Genomic DNA, 15,177 nt, shown 5'->3' on the forward strand with positions numbered 1-15,177 from the left:
GGCGCGTCCGGTCAGGACTCCGGCTGCTTCACCTCCGTGGCGGTGTCGCCGTCGACGGCCGCCGTGAGCTGCGGGACGAGCCGGTCCAGGACGTACGGCAGGCTCAGCACGGTGACGAACGAGAAGGCCTTGCCGTAGTCGCTGCTCTCACCGATGAAGACCTCGCGACCCTGCGTGGCCACCTTCAGATCCTTGTAGACGCCGTCCTTGTGCAGCGTGGCCGGGTCCTTGGCGGTGTCGGGCACGGTCCACACGATCGCGTCCCCGTCGAGCAGGTCGCTGCGCTCCTTGCTGATGCTGGCGCCGAACTGGTCGCCGATGACCTTGTCGAGGTCGGCCGGCAGCGTGAAGCCGAGCGAGGTGAGGGTGCGCGAGCGCGAGTCCTGGCTGCCGTAGACGAAGAACCCCTCGTACGGCGTGGCCACCACGACGCCGGCCCCGGCGAACTCCGGGTGCTCCTTCTGCGCGGCCGCGAAGGCGGCCTCGACGTCCCCGACGAGCCGTGTCCCCTCGGCCTCCTTGCCGAGGACCTTGGCGACGGTCTGGGTCTGCTGCTGCCAGGGGATGCCGTAGTCGTTGTACTCCTTCGGCTGGGCCACGACCGGGGCCAGCTTCGACAGGGTCTCGTACTGCTCCTTGGTGAGGCCCGAGTACAGGGCGAGGATCAGGTCCGGCGCGAGCGCGGCGATCTTCTCCACCTGGGGCCCGGTGCCGGTGTCGGTCAGCATGACCGGTGCGGCCGCGCCGCCGAGCTTGCCGGTGGCCCAGGGGCCGATCGCGCCGGCGTAGCCGCCGAGCCAGTCGGTGGTGCCGACGGGGACCTTGCCGAGGGCCAGCACGGCGTCCTGGTCGGTCAGGCCGACCGTGACGATCCGCTTGGGCTCGGAGGCGATGGTGGTGTTGCCGAATTTGTGCGCGACCGTGACCGGGAAGGCGCCGCTCTTCGGCGCGGCGGCGGGGTCGGCGGCGGGCGCGGTGGCGGTGGTGCCGGAGCCGGAGCCGCACGCGGTGACGGCGCCGAGGAGCAGCAGCGCGGAGGCGAGCGCCGTGGCGAGACGGCTGCCTTTCAGGGAGGGGATCATCAGGGGTCCTTCATTTTTCCGTCAGATGGTGGATTCGTCGGGTGCGGGGATTGGTGGTGAGCGGTGTCGCGGATCTCCGACCACGCCCCCCACAGGGCGGCGTACCGTCCCCCGGCGGCGCGCAGCTCGTCGTGCCCGCCGCTCTCCACGACCCGGCCGCCGTCCATGACGACGATGCGGTCGGCGGTCGCGGCCTGGGCGAGGCGGTGGGCGACGACCAGGGCGGTGCGGCCCTCGACGGCCCGCTCGGTGGCCTTCTCCAGCATGCGGGCCCCGGCGCTGCCCGCCTCGGCCGTCGCCTCGTCGAGCACGGCGATCGGCAGGTCGGCCAGGACCAGCCGGGCGAGGGCGAGCTGCTGGGTCTGCGCGGCGGTGAGGCGGTGGCCGCCTTCGCCCACGATCGTCCGCAGGCCGTCGGGCAGCGCCTCGGCCCAGGCCAGCGCGTCCACGCGGGCGAGCGCCTCGCGCAGGTCGTCGTCGCCGGCGTCGGGCCGGGCCAGCCGCAGGTCGTCGGCGAGGGGCCCGGCGAAGACGTGCACCTCCTGGGTGACCAGGGCCACCGCGCGGCCGGCCCCGTGCCGCTCGGAGACGGCCAGCCGTACCGAGCCGGTGGTCGGGTGGTGGATGCCGGCGATGATTTTGGCGAGCGTGGTCTTCCCCGCGCCGCTGGCGCCGACCAGGGCCACGCGTTCGCCGGGCCGGAGGGTGAGGTCCACGTCGTGCAGCACCGGCCGGCCGGGCTCGTAGGCGTGCCCGAGGCCGGACACCGTCACTGCTCCCTCCGGCGGGGCGCCGGGCTCCCGCTGCTGTTCGCGCCCCTGCTCCGGCCGCCCCTGCTCCGGCCGCCCCTGCTCCGGCCGCCTCTGCTCCGGCCGCCTCTGCTCCGGCCGCCTCTGCTCCGGCCGCCCCTGCTCCTGCCGCTCCGGCTCCGCCTGGTCGGCGACCCCGACCAGGCGGGAGAGGCTCGCGCCGGCCGACTGGGCGTCGTCGAGCAGCACGAGCGCGGAGTTGACCGGCCCGAACAGGCTGTGGAAGTACAGTGCCGCCGCCGTCGCGGTGCCGATGGAGGCGGACCCGTCGCGCACCAGGAGGAATCCGACCACCAGCACCGCCGCCAGACCGGTGTACTCGGCCAGGTGCAGGCGGCTGTAGAACCGCAGCACCAGCCGTACCCCGCGCATCGTCAGCTCCACCGCCGACAGGGAGCGGCGGGTGACCCGCTCGGTGTGCCCGGCCTCCAGCCGGAACGCCCGCACCGTGGCGGCGCCGCCGATGGTGTCCAGCAGCTGCTGCTGCTGGGCTCCGGCGGCGACGCGCTGCCGGGCGTAGAGCGGCACGGCGTTGCGTACGTACCAGCGCGCGGTGTGCGCCTGGACCGGCACCGCGAGCAGTGCCGCGAGCAGGAACCGCCAGTCGAGTACGGCCAGCGCCCCGAGGGTCAGCACGATGGCCAGCAGGGAGCGGGCCAGCTCGGGCAGGGCGGTGCGTATCGCCTCCGACACCTGCGACACGTCGCCGGTGACCCGGGCGGTGAGGTCGCCCGAGCCGGCCTTCTCCACCTGCTCCAGGGGCAGCCGCAGGGCCCGCTCGATGAACCGCTCGCGCAGCTCCGCGAGCGCGGTCTCGCCGAGGCGGGAGATCAGCGACAGCCCGAGCGCGGTGGCGCCTCCTTGCGTGAGCGCGACGAGCACCAGGAGCGCCGCCGGCAGCGTGAGCGCCCCGGCCGGGTGCCGGTCGGCGACCAGGTCGACGATGCGTCCCAGCAGCGGCTGCGTGAGCAGCCCGACGGCGGTCGCCGCGACCATCACGGCGAACCCGCCGAGCGCCAGTCCCCGGTGGGGGCGCAGCAGTTCGCGGACGGCGGCGCGGGTCCGGGCGGGGGCCGCGACGGGCAGCAGCTCGCGGCCCTCCTCCGGCGTCCGCCGCGCGTCCGCCTCCCCGCCCCCCGTCGCGTCCGCCGGGCCGCCCTCGCCCGGATCCGGCACCTGCTGGTCCGCCGTGGTCATCGCCTCTGCCCTCCCGGTGACGGGTCCGCCGGTCATGTCAGCACCGCCGTCCGGTAGGCGGCGTGGCGCCGTACCAGTTCGGCGTGCGGGGCCTCGTCGACGACCCGGCCGTCGTCGAGCAGGACCACCCGGTCGGCGACCGCGAGCAGCGCGGGGCTGGTGGTGACCAGGATCGTCGTGCGGCCCCGGCGGATCTCGCGGAGGCCGGCGGCGATACGGGACTCGGTGACCGCGTCGACCGCGGTGGTCGGGTCGTGGACCACCAGCACGGGCCGGTCGGCGGCCAGGGCCCGGGCGAGGGCCACGCGCTGGCGCTGCCCGCCGGACAGCGAGCGTCCGCGCTCGCTCACCGCCGTGTCGCCGCCCTCCGGCAGCGTCCGGGCGATCTCGTCGGCCCCGGCCGCCGCCATCGCCCGCGCCGGATCGGCCGATCCGGGGGCGGCGGCGCCGACGTTGCCGTGCAGGGTGCCTTCGAACAGGTCCGCGTCGTGCTCGGCCACCAGCACCGCCATGCGGAGGTCGGCCGGGTCCAGGTCGCACATCGTCACGCCGTCCAGCTCCACGACCCCGGTGTCGGGGTCGGCCTGCCGGCTCAGGCAGCGCAGCAGGGCCGCCGCGTCCGCCGGGTCCGTCGCGGCCACGCCGAGCATCTCGCCGGGCGCGACGTCAAGGTCGACCTCGCGCAGCCCGCCGTGGCTGACGCCGCGCAGCCGTACCTCGCCCCGCACCGGTCGGGGCAGCGGCAGGTCGCCGCCCGTCACGGCCGGCGGCGCCGCCAGGACCCCGGCGATGCGCGCCGCCGACGCCCGGCCCTGGGCGAGCTCGGCGTTCACCCAGGAGAACACCTCCAGCGGTCCGAGCAGGAACAGCGCGAGCCCGACCGCCGAGACGAGCTGGCCCAGGCTGATGTCGCCCTGGGCGGCGAGCCGCCCGCCGACCAGCGCGACGACGGCGATGAAGCCGCCGGTCAGGGCGAGGACCATGCCGCTCTGCCAGGATTCCGCGCGCGCCGCGCGCAGCGTGGCCGTCAGGGACGCGCGGCTGGTGTGCCGGTAGCGGGCGACCGCCGCGGACTCCGCGCCGATGCCCTTGAGCACCCGCAGCCCCGTTATCAGGTCGGCGGCGACGCCCGACGCGTGCGCGGCCCGCTCCTGCTCGGCCTCGCTGCGCCGCTCCAGCGGCTTGCTCAGCAGGTGGCCGAGCCAGAGCAGCACCGGCGTTCCCAGCAGCACGATCAGGCCGAGCGGCACCGAGATCCGCAGCAGCACCACGGCGCCGACCAGGAGTCCCGCGAGCGCCGACATCCCCGACATCAGCGCCATGTTCACGGCGCCGACACGCTTGGCGTCCTCGGTCGCGATGATGGTCAGGGCGCCGGGCAGCCGGCCGTTCTCGGCCCCGCCGCGGGGGTCCAGCACGCGGCGCACCAGCTCCAGGCGTAGCGCGTGACCGGCCTGCTCGGCGGCCCGTTCCCCGGCGCGGGCGCCGAAGCGGAAGCTGAACGACAGCCCCACGTAGACCACGGCGAGGACCGCGAGCCAGCGCAGCAGCGCGCCCGTGTCGGACGCGGCGACGGCCTGGTCGATCACGAGGCCGATCAGGACCGGCACCAGCGCCTCCCCGGCCTGGTGCCCGGCTCCCAGGAAGGATCCGAGGGCGACGTCGCGCCGCTGTCCTCGGATCGCGCGCCCCAGAACGTTCCGTCCCGACGGTCCTGACACGCCCACCACCCCTCCGGCGCAGCCGAGTAAAACTTAGGTAAGGCTAGTCTAAGTTGAAGGTCGTGATCCAGCCCCTGCCGCCGGCGCGTGGCCGCCCCGGCCGCCGGTGACGGGAGGCGGCGGGAGGCGTCACTCGTACTGCTCGGAACGGCCCATCCGCCAGTAGCCCATGAACGCCACCGACCGCCGGTCCAGCCCGCGTTCGGCGACCAGGTGGCGGCGGAGCGTCCTGATGACGGCCGCCTCGCCGGCCAGCCACGCGTACATGGGGCGGGTCGCCGGCGCCTCCTGTCCCTCTTCCTCCTCCGGCACCTCCCACAGCTCCTCCACGTCGACATCCACGTCCGTGAACTGCCGGGAGGAGGGCAGGGAGGGCAGCAGCCGGCCGGCGGCGGCCCGTACGGCGGGCACCAGCCGGCTGCCGTGACCGGAGCCGTCGCGCGGCAGCCAGGTGACGGCCAGCCCGCTCGGCGCGTCGACGTCCAGGACGTCGGCCTCGTGCGGTACCTCCAGCAGCGCCTCGCCCGAGCAGTGGCGGGGCATGCGCTCCAGGATCGCGGCGATCGCGGGCACCGCGGTCTCGTCTCCGGCCAGCAGCACGGGGCCGTTCTCGGCGGGCAGGCGGAACTCCGCCCCTCCGTGGTCCCCGTCGTGCCGGGCGTCGGGGCCGAACAGCGCGGCCTCGTCGCCGGGCCGTGCGTCGCAGGCCCAGCGCGCGGCGGGGCCGGCGTCGTCGTGCAGCTCGTGCATGACGATGTCGACGTCCACCTCGCGCAGGCCGGGCCGGACCGCCCGCGCGGTGTAGGTGCGCACGGGGTTGCGCAGCTCGTCGGGGAGCTCGCGCCAGCGGGCGTACCAGTCGGAGTCGGCGGGCAGCGGGGCCAGCCCGTGCTCGGGCAGCGGCAGGATGAGCTTGATGCGCTGGTCCAGCCCGTTGTCGGCGAACAGATCGAGATCGTCCCCGGTGAAGGTCACGCGCATGAACGTGGGGCTGAGCCGGCTCAGCCTGCTCACCCGCACGTGGAAGATGCGGTAGGGGTCAATCATCGTCTCGGCTTCCCTTTCCCTTGCGAGCACTTCCCTTGCGGGCACCCCGCCGGAGGCAAAGGTAAAGTTAGGCTAACCTATCTTTTGCTCCGGGGATATGCGTCGGCGCTCCCGGATGCGGGCGGGCCGGCGGGCGGGCCGACGGGCCGGGAGGCGGGGGACCGGATGCCCCGCGCCCGGCGTTCAGCCGAGGATCCGCCGGGCCACCGCGGTGACGTGCAGCTCGTCGGGGCCGTCGAGCAGGCGGGCCATCCGCCCCGTGCGGAACAGCGCGGGCAGCGGGGTGTCTGGTCCCAGCCCGGCCGCGCCGTGCACCTGGATGGCCGCGTCGGCGACCTGCTGCAGCATCCGGGCGGCGGCCACCTTGGCCAGGCCCGTCTCCACGCGGGCGTCCAGCCCGGCGTCCGCGAGGGCGACGGCCTCGAACACCAGCGGGCGGGTGGTCCTGATCGCCAGCAGCGCGTCGAAGACGAGCCGCTGGACGAGCTGGAGGTCGGCCAGCCGTCCCGAGGCCGCCGGCCGTGAACGTGCCCGCTCACACATCAGGGTGAAGGCCCGCTCGGCCTGGCCGAGCCAGCGCAGGCAGCGCAGCAGCCGGCCGAGCCGTACCCGCTCGCCGACCACGCGCAGCCCCCGGCCGGGCTCGCCGAGCAGGTGGTCCGGCGGAATCGTGACCCCGTCCAGGGCGATCTCCCACTGCCCGCCCGCCCCCAGGACCGGCAGCTCGCGGACCACCCGGAAGCCGGGCGAGGAGGTGGGGACGAGCAGCAGGGACAGGCCGCTCGTGGAGGGCGGTGCGCCGCCGGTGCGGGCGAGCACCACCGCGAGGTCCGCGTCGCCCGCCCCGGTGACGAACCACTTGCGGTCGTGGACCGTCCACGAGCCGTCGGCCGCCCTGCTCGCCCGCGTGGCGGTGAGAGCGGGGTCGGAGCCGGGCGCGTCCGGCTCGGTCATCGCGTTGCACATGGTCATCCGCCCGTCGGCGATCCGGGGCAGGTACAGCTCCCGCACGGCGGGTACGGCGTGCCCGGCCAGGGTCCGCACGTCCAGCAGCGCCGTGGAGCCCAGCACGCCCGGACCGTGGTCGCTCGCCCCCTCCGCCTCCGCCACGTGGGCGTACTCCGCCAGAGACAGGCCCGCGCCGCCCAGCTCGACCGGGAGGGGCAGCCCCCACAATCCCCCGGACCGCGCTTCGCGCCTGAGCCGTCCCAGGAGCGCCCGCGCGCTCCCGCCACCCGCATCCAGCCCGGCCTCATGCGGCATCACGCGCTCGCGGATGAACGCGGCCACCCGGTCGCGCAGCTCGACCACGTGAGGCGGGCAGGCGGGGGCGCCCCAGCCGAGGCGCTCGGCATCGGTCATGACGGCGGCCTGCTGTGACATTCCAACTCCAGACATGACGGGAACTGAGCGAAAAATCCATCCGACTCCCTGCTGTGGAACAGGTCGGGTGGACGCGCGCCCGAGTTCCCGCCCGCGTCAGGCATGACTCGCGGCCACCGCCGCGGGAGAGGAGAGCCATGGCACACCCCGCCACCGCCCGAGCCGCGCATCCGCTCGCCGGCATCGGGCTGCGGACGGCCGGGTCACCCGCCCTCACCACCACCGTCGCCCACCACCTCACCCTCCTGGGGGCCGCCGGCCTCGGATCCGCGGCCTCGGACGGCCCCGGCGCCGTGTCGCTCACCGGCGCGGGCGGGCTCCCGCTCACCGCCGCGATCGCCTGGGCCGCGGTCGCCCCGGCCGACGAGGTGACCGACGAGGCCACCGCGCAGGCCGCGACCGGTGTGGCCTGCGTCCACGGCCGCCGCAGCGGTGAGCCGCGCGGCCTGGCCGTCGACTACCTGACCACGGCGTGCGCCGTGCTGGCCGTTCAGGGACTCCTGGCCGGGCTGATCGGCCGTGCCCGGGGATCGGCCGTCGAGACCGTACGGACCGGGGTGGACCTGGCCGGCCTGCTCTCGGTCGGCCAGTATCTGGCCGCCGCCGACGCCGAGGACGACGAAGCGGTGCCGTTCGCCCCGGGCGGGCCGCCGTTCACCACGGCCGACGGTGTGTGCTTCGAGGTCGAGACGCTGGACCCGGCCGTGTGGGTGGCGTTCTGGCAGGCGCTCGGCGTGGCCGGACGCCTGGCCGGCTCCGCGTGGCGGTCCTTCCAGTTCCGCTACGCCACCGCCTGCTCCCCGCTGCCCGAGGAACTGCGCGCACGGGTTCACGCGGTGGACTGGGAGAGCGTACGGCGGGCCGCGAAGGAGTCCGGGGCGTCGCTCTGCGCGCTCCGGTCTCTCCGGGACCGGCTGGCCGAGCCCCGCGCGCGGGAGCCATGGCGGCTGTCGCCGGGACTGCCGGCCCCGCTCCTGCCCCCGTCCGCGGAGGTCGCCCGCCCGCTGGCCGGTCTCACGGTCCTGGAGGCCGGGCGGCGGATCCAGGCGCCGCTGGCCGCCTACGTCCTGGGCCTGCTCGGCGCGGACGTGGTGCGGATCGAGCCGCCCGGCGGGGACCCGCTGCGCGGCATGCCGCCCACGTGCGGTGACCTGTCGGCCCGCTGGCTGGCGCTCAACCGGGGCAAGCACGCGGTGGAGATCGACATCAAGTCGGCCGCCGGCCGGGCGGAGCTGCGCGACCTCGTCAGGGGCGCGGACGTCTTCGTGCACAACTGGGCCCCGGGCACCGCCGAGCGCCTCGGCCTGGACGACGGCGACCTGTCGGCGGTCAACCCCGGCCTGGTCTACGCCTACACCAGCGGCTGGGCCGGGCGGCTCGCCGACGCCCCGCTGGGCACCGACTTCATGGTCCAGGCCCGCACCGGCCTGGGCGAGGCCGTACGGCCCGCCGGTGAACCGCCCGCGCCGTCGCTGATGACCCTGCTCGACGTTCTCGGCGGCCTGCTGGGCGCCGAGGCGATCCTCGCCGGTCTCCTGCTGCGCGAGCGTGAGGGGCGGGGCGTGCGGGTGGACTCCTCGCTTCTGGGCGCGGCCGAGACGCTCACCGGGCCCGCGCTGCGCAGGGCCGCCGCCGGAGCCGATCCCCGCAGACCGGCCGGATTCCGCAGGCCCCTGCCCACGGCGGACGGCTGGGTGGCCGTCGCCGACGACTGCGCCGAGCAGGCGAACGCCGCCGCCCTGACCGGCCTGGACACGGCCGAGGCCGTTACGTCCCTGCGCCGCCGGGGGCTGCGGGCCACCGCCGTGACGACCGCCCTCGACAGGCTTCCCTCGGATCCGCGTTTCACATCCGCCCTCACCCGTGACGAGCACGGGGCCCTGGCCGTACCCGTTCCCTGGAGGTTCGCATGACCCTGCACCTGGACGACCTGGTCCCCGCCACGTTGAGACGGGGGTGGGCCGCCGACGGCACCTGTCCCGACCTCGACCTGTACGCGCTGTTCCGCACCCACCGCCTCGCGGCCCCCGGCCGGGTCGCGGTGATCGACGCGGCGGGCGAGCTCACCTACGCCGAACTGGACCACCTCGCCCGCGACGCGGCGGCCGGACTGCGGAGACTCGGCGTCTGCGAGGGCGACGTCGTCGGCGTCCAGCTGCCCAACGGCCGGGACGCGGTCGTCGCCGACCTGGCCCTGGCCGCGCTCGGCGCCGTGGCGCTGCCCTTCCCCGTCGGGCGCGGCATCACCGAGGCGGTCTCCCTGCTGGGGCGCTCCGGCGCGCGGGCCGTCATCGCGGCCACCGAGCACCGGGGGACGGCGCACGCGAGCGAGCTGGTGGCCGCCGCCGAGCGACTGCCCGGCCTGCGGGCCGTCGTGGCCGCCGGTCCGCAGGAGCCTCCGGCGGGCAGTGCGGCATGGAGCGAGGTCCTCTCCGCCGACGGCCGCGCCTTCGTCCCGGCGCGGCCCGACCCGGACGGCGCGGCCCGCATCCTGGTCTCCTCCGGTTCGGAGTCCGAGCCCAAGATGGTCGCCTACTCCCACAACGCGCTGGCGGGCGGACGGGGCAACTTCATGGCCACGCTGATCGCCGGCGCGGAACCGCCCCGCTGCCTGTTCCTGGTCCCGCTGGCCTCGGCCTTCGGCAGCAACGGCACCGCCGTCACCCTGGCCAGGCACGGAGGCTCGCTGGTCCTGCTCGACCACTTCTCGCCCCGGGGCGCGCTCGCCGCGATCGGCGAGCACCGGCCCACCCACGTGCTGGCCGTACCGACCATGATCCGCATGATGCTCGACCAGCCGAGGCCCGGACCGATGCCGCCGATGACCGCGCTGGTGCTGGGCGGCGCGGAGCTGGACGCGGCCACGGCCGCCGAGGCGGGCGGGGTGTTCGGCTGCCCGGTCGTCAACCTGTACGGCTCGGCCGACGGGGTGAACTGCCACAGCGGGTTCCGTCCGCCCCCGGTGGGCGATCGCGGTCCCGGGGTCGTGGTGGGCCTGCCGGACCCCCGGGTGGCGGAGATCCGCATCGCCCCCGCCCCGGACGGGAATGAGTTCGGCGAGATCATCGCACGCGGCCCGATGACCCCGATGTGCTACGTCGGCGCGCCGGAACTGAACCGGCGCTACCGCACCGCGGACGGCTGGGTCCGCACCGGCGACCTGGGGGTGATCGACGCCGACGGGCGGCTGCGCCTGGTCGGCAGGCTCAAGCGGGTCGTCATCCGCGGCGGCGCCAACATCAGCCTGGCCGAGGTGGAGCACGCGCTGGCGACCCACCCCGGGGTGCGCGAGGCGGTGTGCCTGGGCGTGCCCGACCGGGTGATGGGAGAGCGGCTGGCGGCCTGCGTGGTGCCGCGCCCCGGCCACGCCCCCGATCTCGCCGTCCTCACCGCCCACCTGCTCCGGCAGGGGCTGGAGCGGAGCAAGCACCCCGAGCACCTGCTGCTGGTGGAGGAGCTGCCGCTGACCCCGGCGGGCAAGCCGGACCGGGACGCGCTCCGCGACCTGCTGCTCGGCGGGCGGCGCGGATCGGCGTGACCTCCCCCGGGCCGGAGGGCGGCTCCGGCCCGGGGGACCCCTGCCCCCTCACACCTGGAGGTGCACCGCACCGGGTCGCCGTGTGACGGGCCCGGGGTTCCGTGAGGCCGGCGCCGTCCGGCTCGCGCGCGGGGATGGCGCTCAGTGGGATCCCGGGCGGGTGATCATGAGCACCACGACGATCGCCCACAGCAGGTTGTAGATTCCGGCGGCCATGCTCAGGGCGCGTAGCCGCCCGCCGTCGTCGGGGCCGGCGAGGGCGTCGCGCTGACCCGGGCAGATGTGCAGGGCGAGCAACCCGCCCGCGACCGCTGTGAGGACCATGGAGAGGGTGATCCAGAGCTCCCCCATCCGGCCCTGGACGAGGGCCAGGATGATCCCCGCGACGGGCACGACGGCGCCGAGGACGCCGTAGCCGCGGGTGATGCGGTGCAGCGCGACGGCCACGGCCCGGTTGCGGTCTCCCGGGGGTTCCGGCCGCGCGTCGACGGGCGCCCCCGGGGCGGCCGGGCTCACCGTGACACTCGTGGTGACCGGGGCGTAGCGGGGGAACAGGCTCGTCGCGACGGCCGAGCCTCCGACGAACACGATGCCGGCGAGCACGTGAATCGACAGCAACAGATCTTCCACGGGTTCTCCTATCGACAACCTTCAGGCAGGCTGAAGCTTAGCAGGTGCTTCAGTCTGCCTGAAGGTTGCGGTGGAGGCGTGGGGCCCCTGCCGTCCGGGGCGGCTCGCGCGCCAGGTCAGGGCCGGGGAGGGCCCCCGAACGCGGCGCGTACGGCGTCGGCGACCTGACGCTGGATCGGGTCGGCGTCCGGGCCGAACAACCGCTCGTCGACCCCGGCCACGGCCTTCATCGCCTCCCGCATGAGACGCGCGCCCTCGGACGTGATCTCGATGGCCGAGGCGGACCCGGCGCGGGCGGTGTTGTCACGGACGAGCCCGGCGCCGGACAGCGCCTTCACCGCCGTATGGACGCTCTGGACGGTGATCCCGGACATCCGCGCCAGGTCGCTGAACGAGGCGCCGGGCACGCCGGCGATGTGCCCGAGCAGGCCGAGCCTGCTGACCGTCAGCCCGAGCGGTGTGAGGGCGGTGCCGAGCTCGGCCTCGATCCGGTGCGCCAGCGTGAGCAGCACGATGGAAGGGCTGGTCTCCGGCGGACCTGGACGGGGGTTCTCGATTGTCACCGCCCAAGTCTCCCGCACCACCCACCAGCTGCGGCGACGTGGACGGTGACTCCCTCCCGAGCCTCAGCCGCGCCGTGTCACGGACCTGCCGGCCGGGTACGGCTAGGCGGCCCGGTCGGCGGCCTCCAGCGATTCGATCAGCTGGCTGCGGGCTCGCGCCACCCGGGAGCGCACCGTGCCGATCGGGCATCCGATCATCGCGGCGGCCTCGGCGTACGGCAGGCCCACGAGCTGGGTGAGCACGAAGGCCTCCCGCCGTTCGCGCGGCACCTTGGCCAGCAGGTCGGCCAGGGCCACGCCGTCCTCGCGCCCCGGCAGCCCGCGGGGCTGGCATCGCTCGGCGGCGGCCTGCCAGTCGGAGAGATCGGCGACGACCGGGCGAGCGGCCGCCGAACGGAACCGGTCGACGACGACCCGCCGGGCGATGGACAGCAGCCAGGTGCGGGCCGACGACCGGCCGGCGAACCTGGGCAGGCTCCCCAGAACGCGCAGGAACGTCTCCTGGGTGAGGTCCTCCGCCGAGTGACTCCCGGCCAGGTAGGCGATGAATCGGCGTACGTCGGCGTACACCGCGCGGGTGAAGGCCTCGACGTCCGCGGGCGCTCCTCCGCGCGCGGCCAGGGCGAGCACCGTCAGATGATCGTCTGAGCGTGCGGCGGTGGCGTCATGGTGGGGGGCGCGGTGGTCGCGCATGACAGAACTCATGATGATCGTTCCTTGCGTCGCAGGGCAGAACGGATACACGGTTCGGGGGGCGTGGTCCCTGACGGGCCGGTCGAGGAGGCAGGTGAACGGGAGGCCGGGCGCCGGGAAAGGGCGGGCCACGGGGCCGGAGCGCGGAGGGCGGAGGGATGGCGTCCGCGACGGGGCGCATCATCCGGCCCGCTCCGGCGGGAACCCCGGCAGGCCCGGGAGCGACTGTCTGAAGCGCGGTTGTCGGGTGGACCCCGCCGGCGGAAGGAGATGGCGATGCGGCTGGAACGACCGGTACGTCCTGCGAGCGGCCGGGGCCGGGAGCGACGGGTCGCCGTCCTGCTCACCACGGCCATGGGCGTGTCGATGCTCCAGCTCTTCCTGATCGGCGCGCTCGGTCCCCGCCTGGTCGGGGAGGCGGGCGTCTCCCGCACCGCGATCGGCCTGACCACGACCGCCGGATTCGGCGTCGCCGCGCTCCTGTCGCTCACCGCCGGCCGCTGGGTGGATCGGCTGGGGGCCCGCCGTTGCCTGGTCGCTCTGCTGCTGCTGGCCGCGGTGGCACTGGCACTGATCGGCTCCGCCCCGGGCACGCCGGCGCTGCTGGCGGCGGTGGCGCTGGGCGGCCTCCCGCAGGCCCTGGCCAACCCCGCCACCAACAAGGTCATCCTGACCACGGTCGGACCGGGCAGGCGGGGAGCGGTCACCGGCTGGAAGCAGTCCGGAGTGCAGCTCGGCGCCTTCGCGGCGGGACTGCCGCTGGCGGCGCTCGCCGCGTGGACGGGATGGCGCGGCGCGGTGTGGACGGCCGCCGTGACCGCCGCCCTCATCGCGTGCTGGGCCGTCCGCGTGCTGCCGGCCGACTCCACCGCCGCGGCCCCGCCGCCCTCGGACATGCCGCGCGCCCGCGTCGGCCGGCTGGCGCTGTTCTCCTTCCTGCTCGGCTGCGGGATCGCAGCGGTGAACACCTATCTCGCGCTGTTCGGCGCCGAGCGGCTGGGGCTGGGGCCGGTCGTGGCGGCCTGGCCGGTCGCGGTCCTGGGTCTTGCCGGGGTCGCGGGCCGGGTCGGCTGGTCGCGGCGGGCGGACCGCCACGACCGGGCCGAAGGGGTTCTCCTTCCTCTCGCGGCGGGAGCCTGCGGAGCGGCCCTGCTGCTCGGCGCGGCCTCGTGGGCCCCCTTCCTGGTCTGGGTGGGCGCGGCGGCCGTCGGCGCCTTCGCCGTCGCGAGCAACGCGGTCACCATGCTCGCGGTGATCAAACGCGCCGACCCCCCGCAGCGCCGGCCGGGACTCCGCGCTCGTCTCGGCGGGGTTCTTCGCCGGGTTCGCCGCCGGGCCGCCGCTGTTCGGGATCCTCGCCGAGACCGGGGGATACGGGCCGGGCTGGGGGCTGGTGGCCGCGGAGTTCGCCGTCGCGGCCGCCGTCGCGGCGCCGCTCCGACTCCGCGCCGGGGCACCCCGATGAGCTGGGCGGAGAAGGCGCTGGCCGAGCTTCTGGAGCGGGCCGGGGCGGTCGAGGCGGATATGGGAGGGCGGTGGCCGCTGTACGCGGACCCCGCCTCCGGCCGCTGGACGACCACCGCCCGCGGATCATGGACCGGTGGTTTCTGGGCGGGCCTGCTCCGGCTGCGAGCGATCATGAGCGGTGATCCGGCCGACCGGGCCGCCGCGATCAGCCGTACCGCCTCGCTCGACCCGTGGATCCGGGCCGACACCGGCACCCGGGGCCTCATCTTCTGGTACGGCACCGCGTTCGGCGCGGTGGAGGGGGACGACCCGGCGGCGACGCTGCGGCAGCGCGCGGCCCGTGCGTGCCTGGACGCCTACGCCCCCGAGCTCGGGCTGGTGCCCTGGGGCGGCGCGTTCGGCGGCCCCCGGGAGCTGGCGCGCGTCGACGGCCTGCCCGGCCTCACACAGCTCCTGCGCCTGGCGGGCACCGGCGGAGCCGCGGCCGCCCGGACCCAGCTCGACCTGCAGTTCGCTCTGACGGCGGGCGGGCGGCGACTCCGCCCCGCCTGGCGGGCCCTGCCGGACGGCACCTGGGAACCCCACCCCACGCCACCGCCCGGCTGGAGCCGCACGGCGGCCTGGCTGTCGCTGGCGGTCGCCGACACCGGCACCGGTGACGGCGACCTGCGGCGGGCGCTGCTCGCACATCCCCAGGTGGCGGCCCGGTTCGCCGCGCACGCGCCCGCCGTCCCCCTCGCACGCCCCGGCGGCCCGCCGGACACCTCGGCCGCCGCGATCGAGGCCGTCGCCGCCCTCAAGCTGGCCGCGCGGGCCGATCGCGAAGGAACTGCCCGGCTGCGGGACCGGGCCGCCGCCGTGCTCCGCGAGCTGGTCGCGGAGCACCTGCGCGGCGGCTGCCTGCTGGACGGCTGCTACGACCTGGAACACGGCACCGCCACCCGCCACGAGCTGGTGTGGGGTGACTTCTTCCTGGCCGTGGGCCTTGCGGTCCTCACCGGGGCGATCGCTCCTTTCGCCTGCTGAGCACCGTGGCCGGGGCGACGG

At 75.8% G+C, this 15,177-nt stretch carries 11 protein-coding genes; 3 read left to right on the top strand and 8 right to left on the bottom strand.

What is annotated here, in order from left to right:
• Nucleotides 1-11 precede the first annotated feature (11 nt).
• From SROS_RS16845 to SROS_RS16865, 5 genes are all read right to left on the bottom strand, one after another.
• Nucleotides 12-1,082: an iron-siderophore ABC transporter substrate-binding protein gene (locus SROS_RS16845; RefSeq protein ID WP_012890150.1), complete on the bottom strand. Its 1,071-nt coding sequence runs from the start codon at nucleotides 1,080-1,082 to the stop codon at nucleotides 12-14.
• Nucleotides 1,082-3,124 (bottom strand): ABC transporter ATP-binding protein, encoded by a 2,043-nt coding sequence (locus tag SROS_RS16850; RefSeq protein WP_245564658.1) that lies wholly within the window; start codon nucleotides 3,122-3,124, stop codon nucleotides 1,082-1,084. Before SROS_RS16850 ends, SROS_RS16845 begins: the two co-directional genes overlap by 1 nt.
• Nucleotides 3,121-4,809, bottom strand: a complete 1,689-nt coding sequence (locus SROS_RS16855; RefSeq protein WP_218919855.1) for an ABC transporter ATP-binding protein — start codon at nucleotides 4,807-4,809, stop codon at nucleotides 3,121-3,123. Before SROS_RS16855 ends, SROS_RS16850 begins: the two co-directional genes overlap by 4 nt.
• Before the next feature lie 129 nt (nucleotides 4,810-4,938).
• Complete coding sequence (locus SROS_RS16860) at nucleotides 4,939-5,856, bottom strand: siderophore-interacting protein (RefSeq protein ID WP_012890153.1); 918 nt, start codon at nucleotides 5,854-5,856, stop codon at nucleotides 4,939-4,941.
• Nucleotides 5,857-6,039: 183 nt separating this feature from the next.
• Nucleotides 6,040-7,239 (bottom strand): acyl-CoA dehydrogenase family protein, encoded by a 1,200-nt coding sequence (locus tag SROS_RS16865; protein ID WP_012890154.1) that lies wholly within the window; start codon nucleotides 7,237-7,239, stop codon nucleotides 6,040-6,042.
• Between the two features lie 137 nt (nucleotides 7,240-7,376).
• Between SROS_RS16865 and SROS_RS16870 the strand changes: the two genes are divergently transcribed.
• Together SROS_RS16870 and SROS_RS16875 are read left to right on the top strand one after the other, a co-directional pair.
• Complete coding sequence (locus SROS_RS16870; RefSeq protein ID WP_012890155.1) at nucleotides 7,377-9,152, top strand: CoA transferase; 1,776 nt, start codon at nucleotides 7,377-7,379, stop codon at nucleotides 9,150-9,152.
• Nucleotides 9,149-10,777, top strand: a complete 1,629-nt coding sequence (locus tag SROS_RS16875) for a class I adenylate-forming enzyme family protein (RefSeq protein ID WP_012890156.1) — start codon at nucleotides 9,149-9,151, stop codon at nucleotides 10,775-10,777. Before SROS_RS16870 ends, SROS_RS16875 begins: the two co-directional genes overlap by 4 nt.
• Before the next feature lie 141 nt (nucleotides 10,778-10,918).
• On the opposite strand, the gene SROS_RS16880 is transcribed toward SROS_RS16875, so the two are convergent.
• From SROS_RS16880 to SROS_RS16890, 3 genes are all read right to left on the bottom strand, one after another.
• A complete protein-coding gene (locus tag SROS_RS16880) occupies nucleotides 10,919-11,407 on the bottom strand; it encodes a hypothetical protein (protein ID WP_012890157.1) in 489 nt (162 codons plus the stop codon).
• Nucleotides 11,408-11,523: 116 nt separating this feature from the next.
• Nucleotides 11,524-11,970: a MarR family winged helix-turn-helix transcriptional regulator gene (locus SROS_RS16885; RefSeq protein ID WP_012890158.1), complete on the bottom strand. Its 447-nt coding sequence runs from the start codon at nucleotides 11,968-11,970 to the stop codon at nucleotides 11,524-11,526.
• A 102-nt stretch (nucleotides 11,971-12,072) separates the two neighbouring features.
• Nucleotides 12,073-12,675: a sigma-70 family RNA polymerase sigma factor gene (locus SROS_RS16890; protein ID WP_012890159.1), complete on the bottom strand. Its 603-nt coding sequence runs from the start codon at nucleotides 12,673-12,675 to the stop codon at nucleotides 12,073-12,075.
• Between the two features lie 264 nt (nucleotides 12,676-12,939).
• On the opposite strand from SROS_RS16890, the gene SROS_RS52150 reads away from it, so the two are divergent.
• Nucleotides 12,940-15,156: an MFS transporter gene (locus tag SROS_RS52150; protein WP_012890160.1), complete on the top strand. Its 2,217-nt coding sequence runs from the start codon at nucleotides 12,940-12,942 to the stop codon at nucleotides 15,154-15,156.
• Nucleotides 15,157-15,177 lie beyond the last annotated feature (21 nt).

This window comes from Streptosporangium roseum DSM 43021, assembly GCF_000024865.1.
Classification (GTDB): Bacteria; Actinomycetota; Actinomycetes; order Streptosporangiales; family Streptosporangiaceae; genus Streptosporangium; species Streptosporangium roseum.

Coding starts and splice junctions, on each gene's coding strand:
- SROS_RS16845 (WP_012890150.1), bottom strand. CDS start 1,082: ATGATCCCCTCCCTGAAAGGCAGCCGTCTCGCCACGGCGCTCGCCTCC.
- SROS_RS16860 (WP_012890153.1), bottom strand. CDS start 5,856: ATGATTGACCCCTACCGCATCTTCCACGTGCGGGTGAGCAGGCTGAGC.
- SROS_RS16890 (WP_012890159.1), bottom strand. CDS start 12,675: ATGAGTTCTGTCATGCGCGACCACCGCGCCCCCCACCATGACGCCACC.
- SROS_RS16865 (WP_012890154.1), bottom strand. CDS start 7,239: ATGTCACAGCAGGCCGCCGTCATGACCGATGCCGAGCGCCTCGGCTGG.
- SROS_RS16875 (WP_012890156.1), top strand. CDS start 9,149: ATGACCCTGCACCTGGACGACCTGGTCCCCGCCACGTTGAGACGGGGG.
- SROS_RS16870 (WP_012890155.1), top strand. CDS start 7,377: ATGGCACACCCCGCCACCGCCCGAGCCGCGCATCCGCTCGCCGGCATC.
- SROS_RS52150 (WP_012890160.1), top strand. CDS start 12,940: ATGCGGCTGGAACGACCGGTACGTCCTGCGAGCGGCCGGGGCCGGGAG.
- SROS_RS16850 (WP_245564658.1), bottom strand. CDS start 3,124: ATGACCGGCGGACCCGTCACCGGGAGGGCAGAGGCGATGACCACGGCG.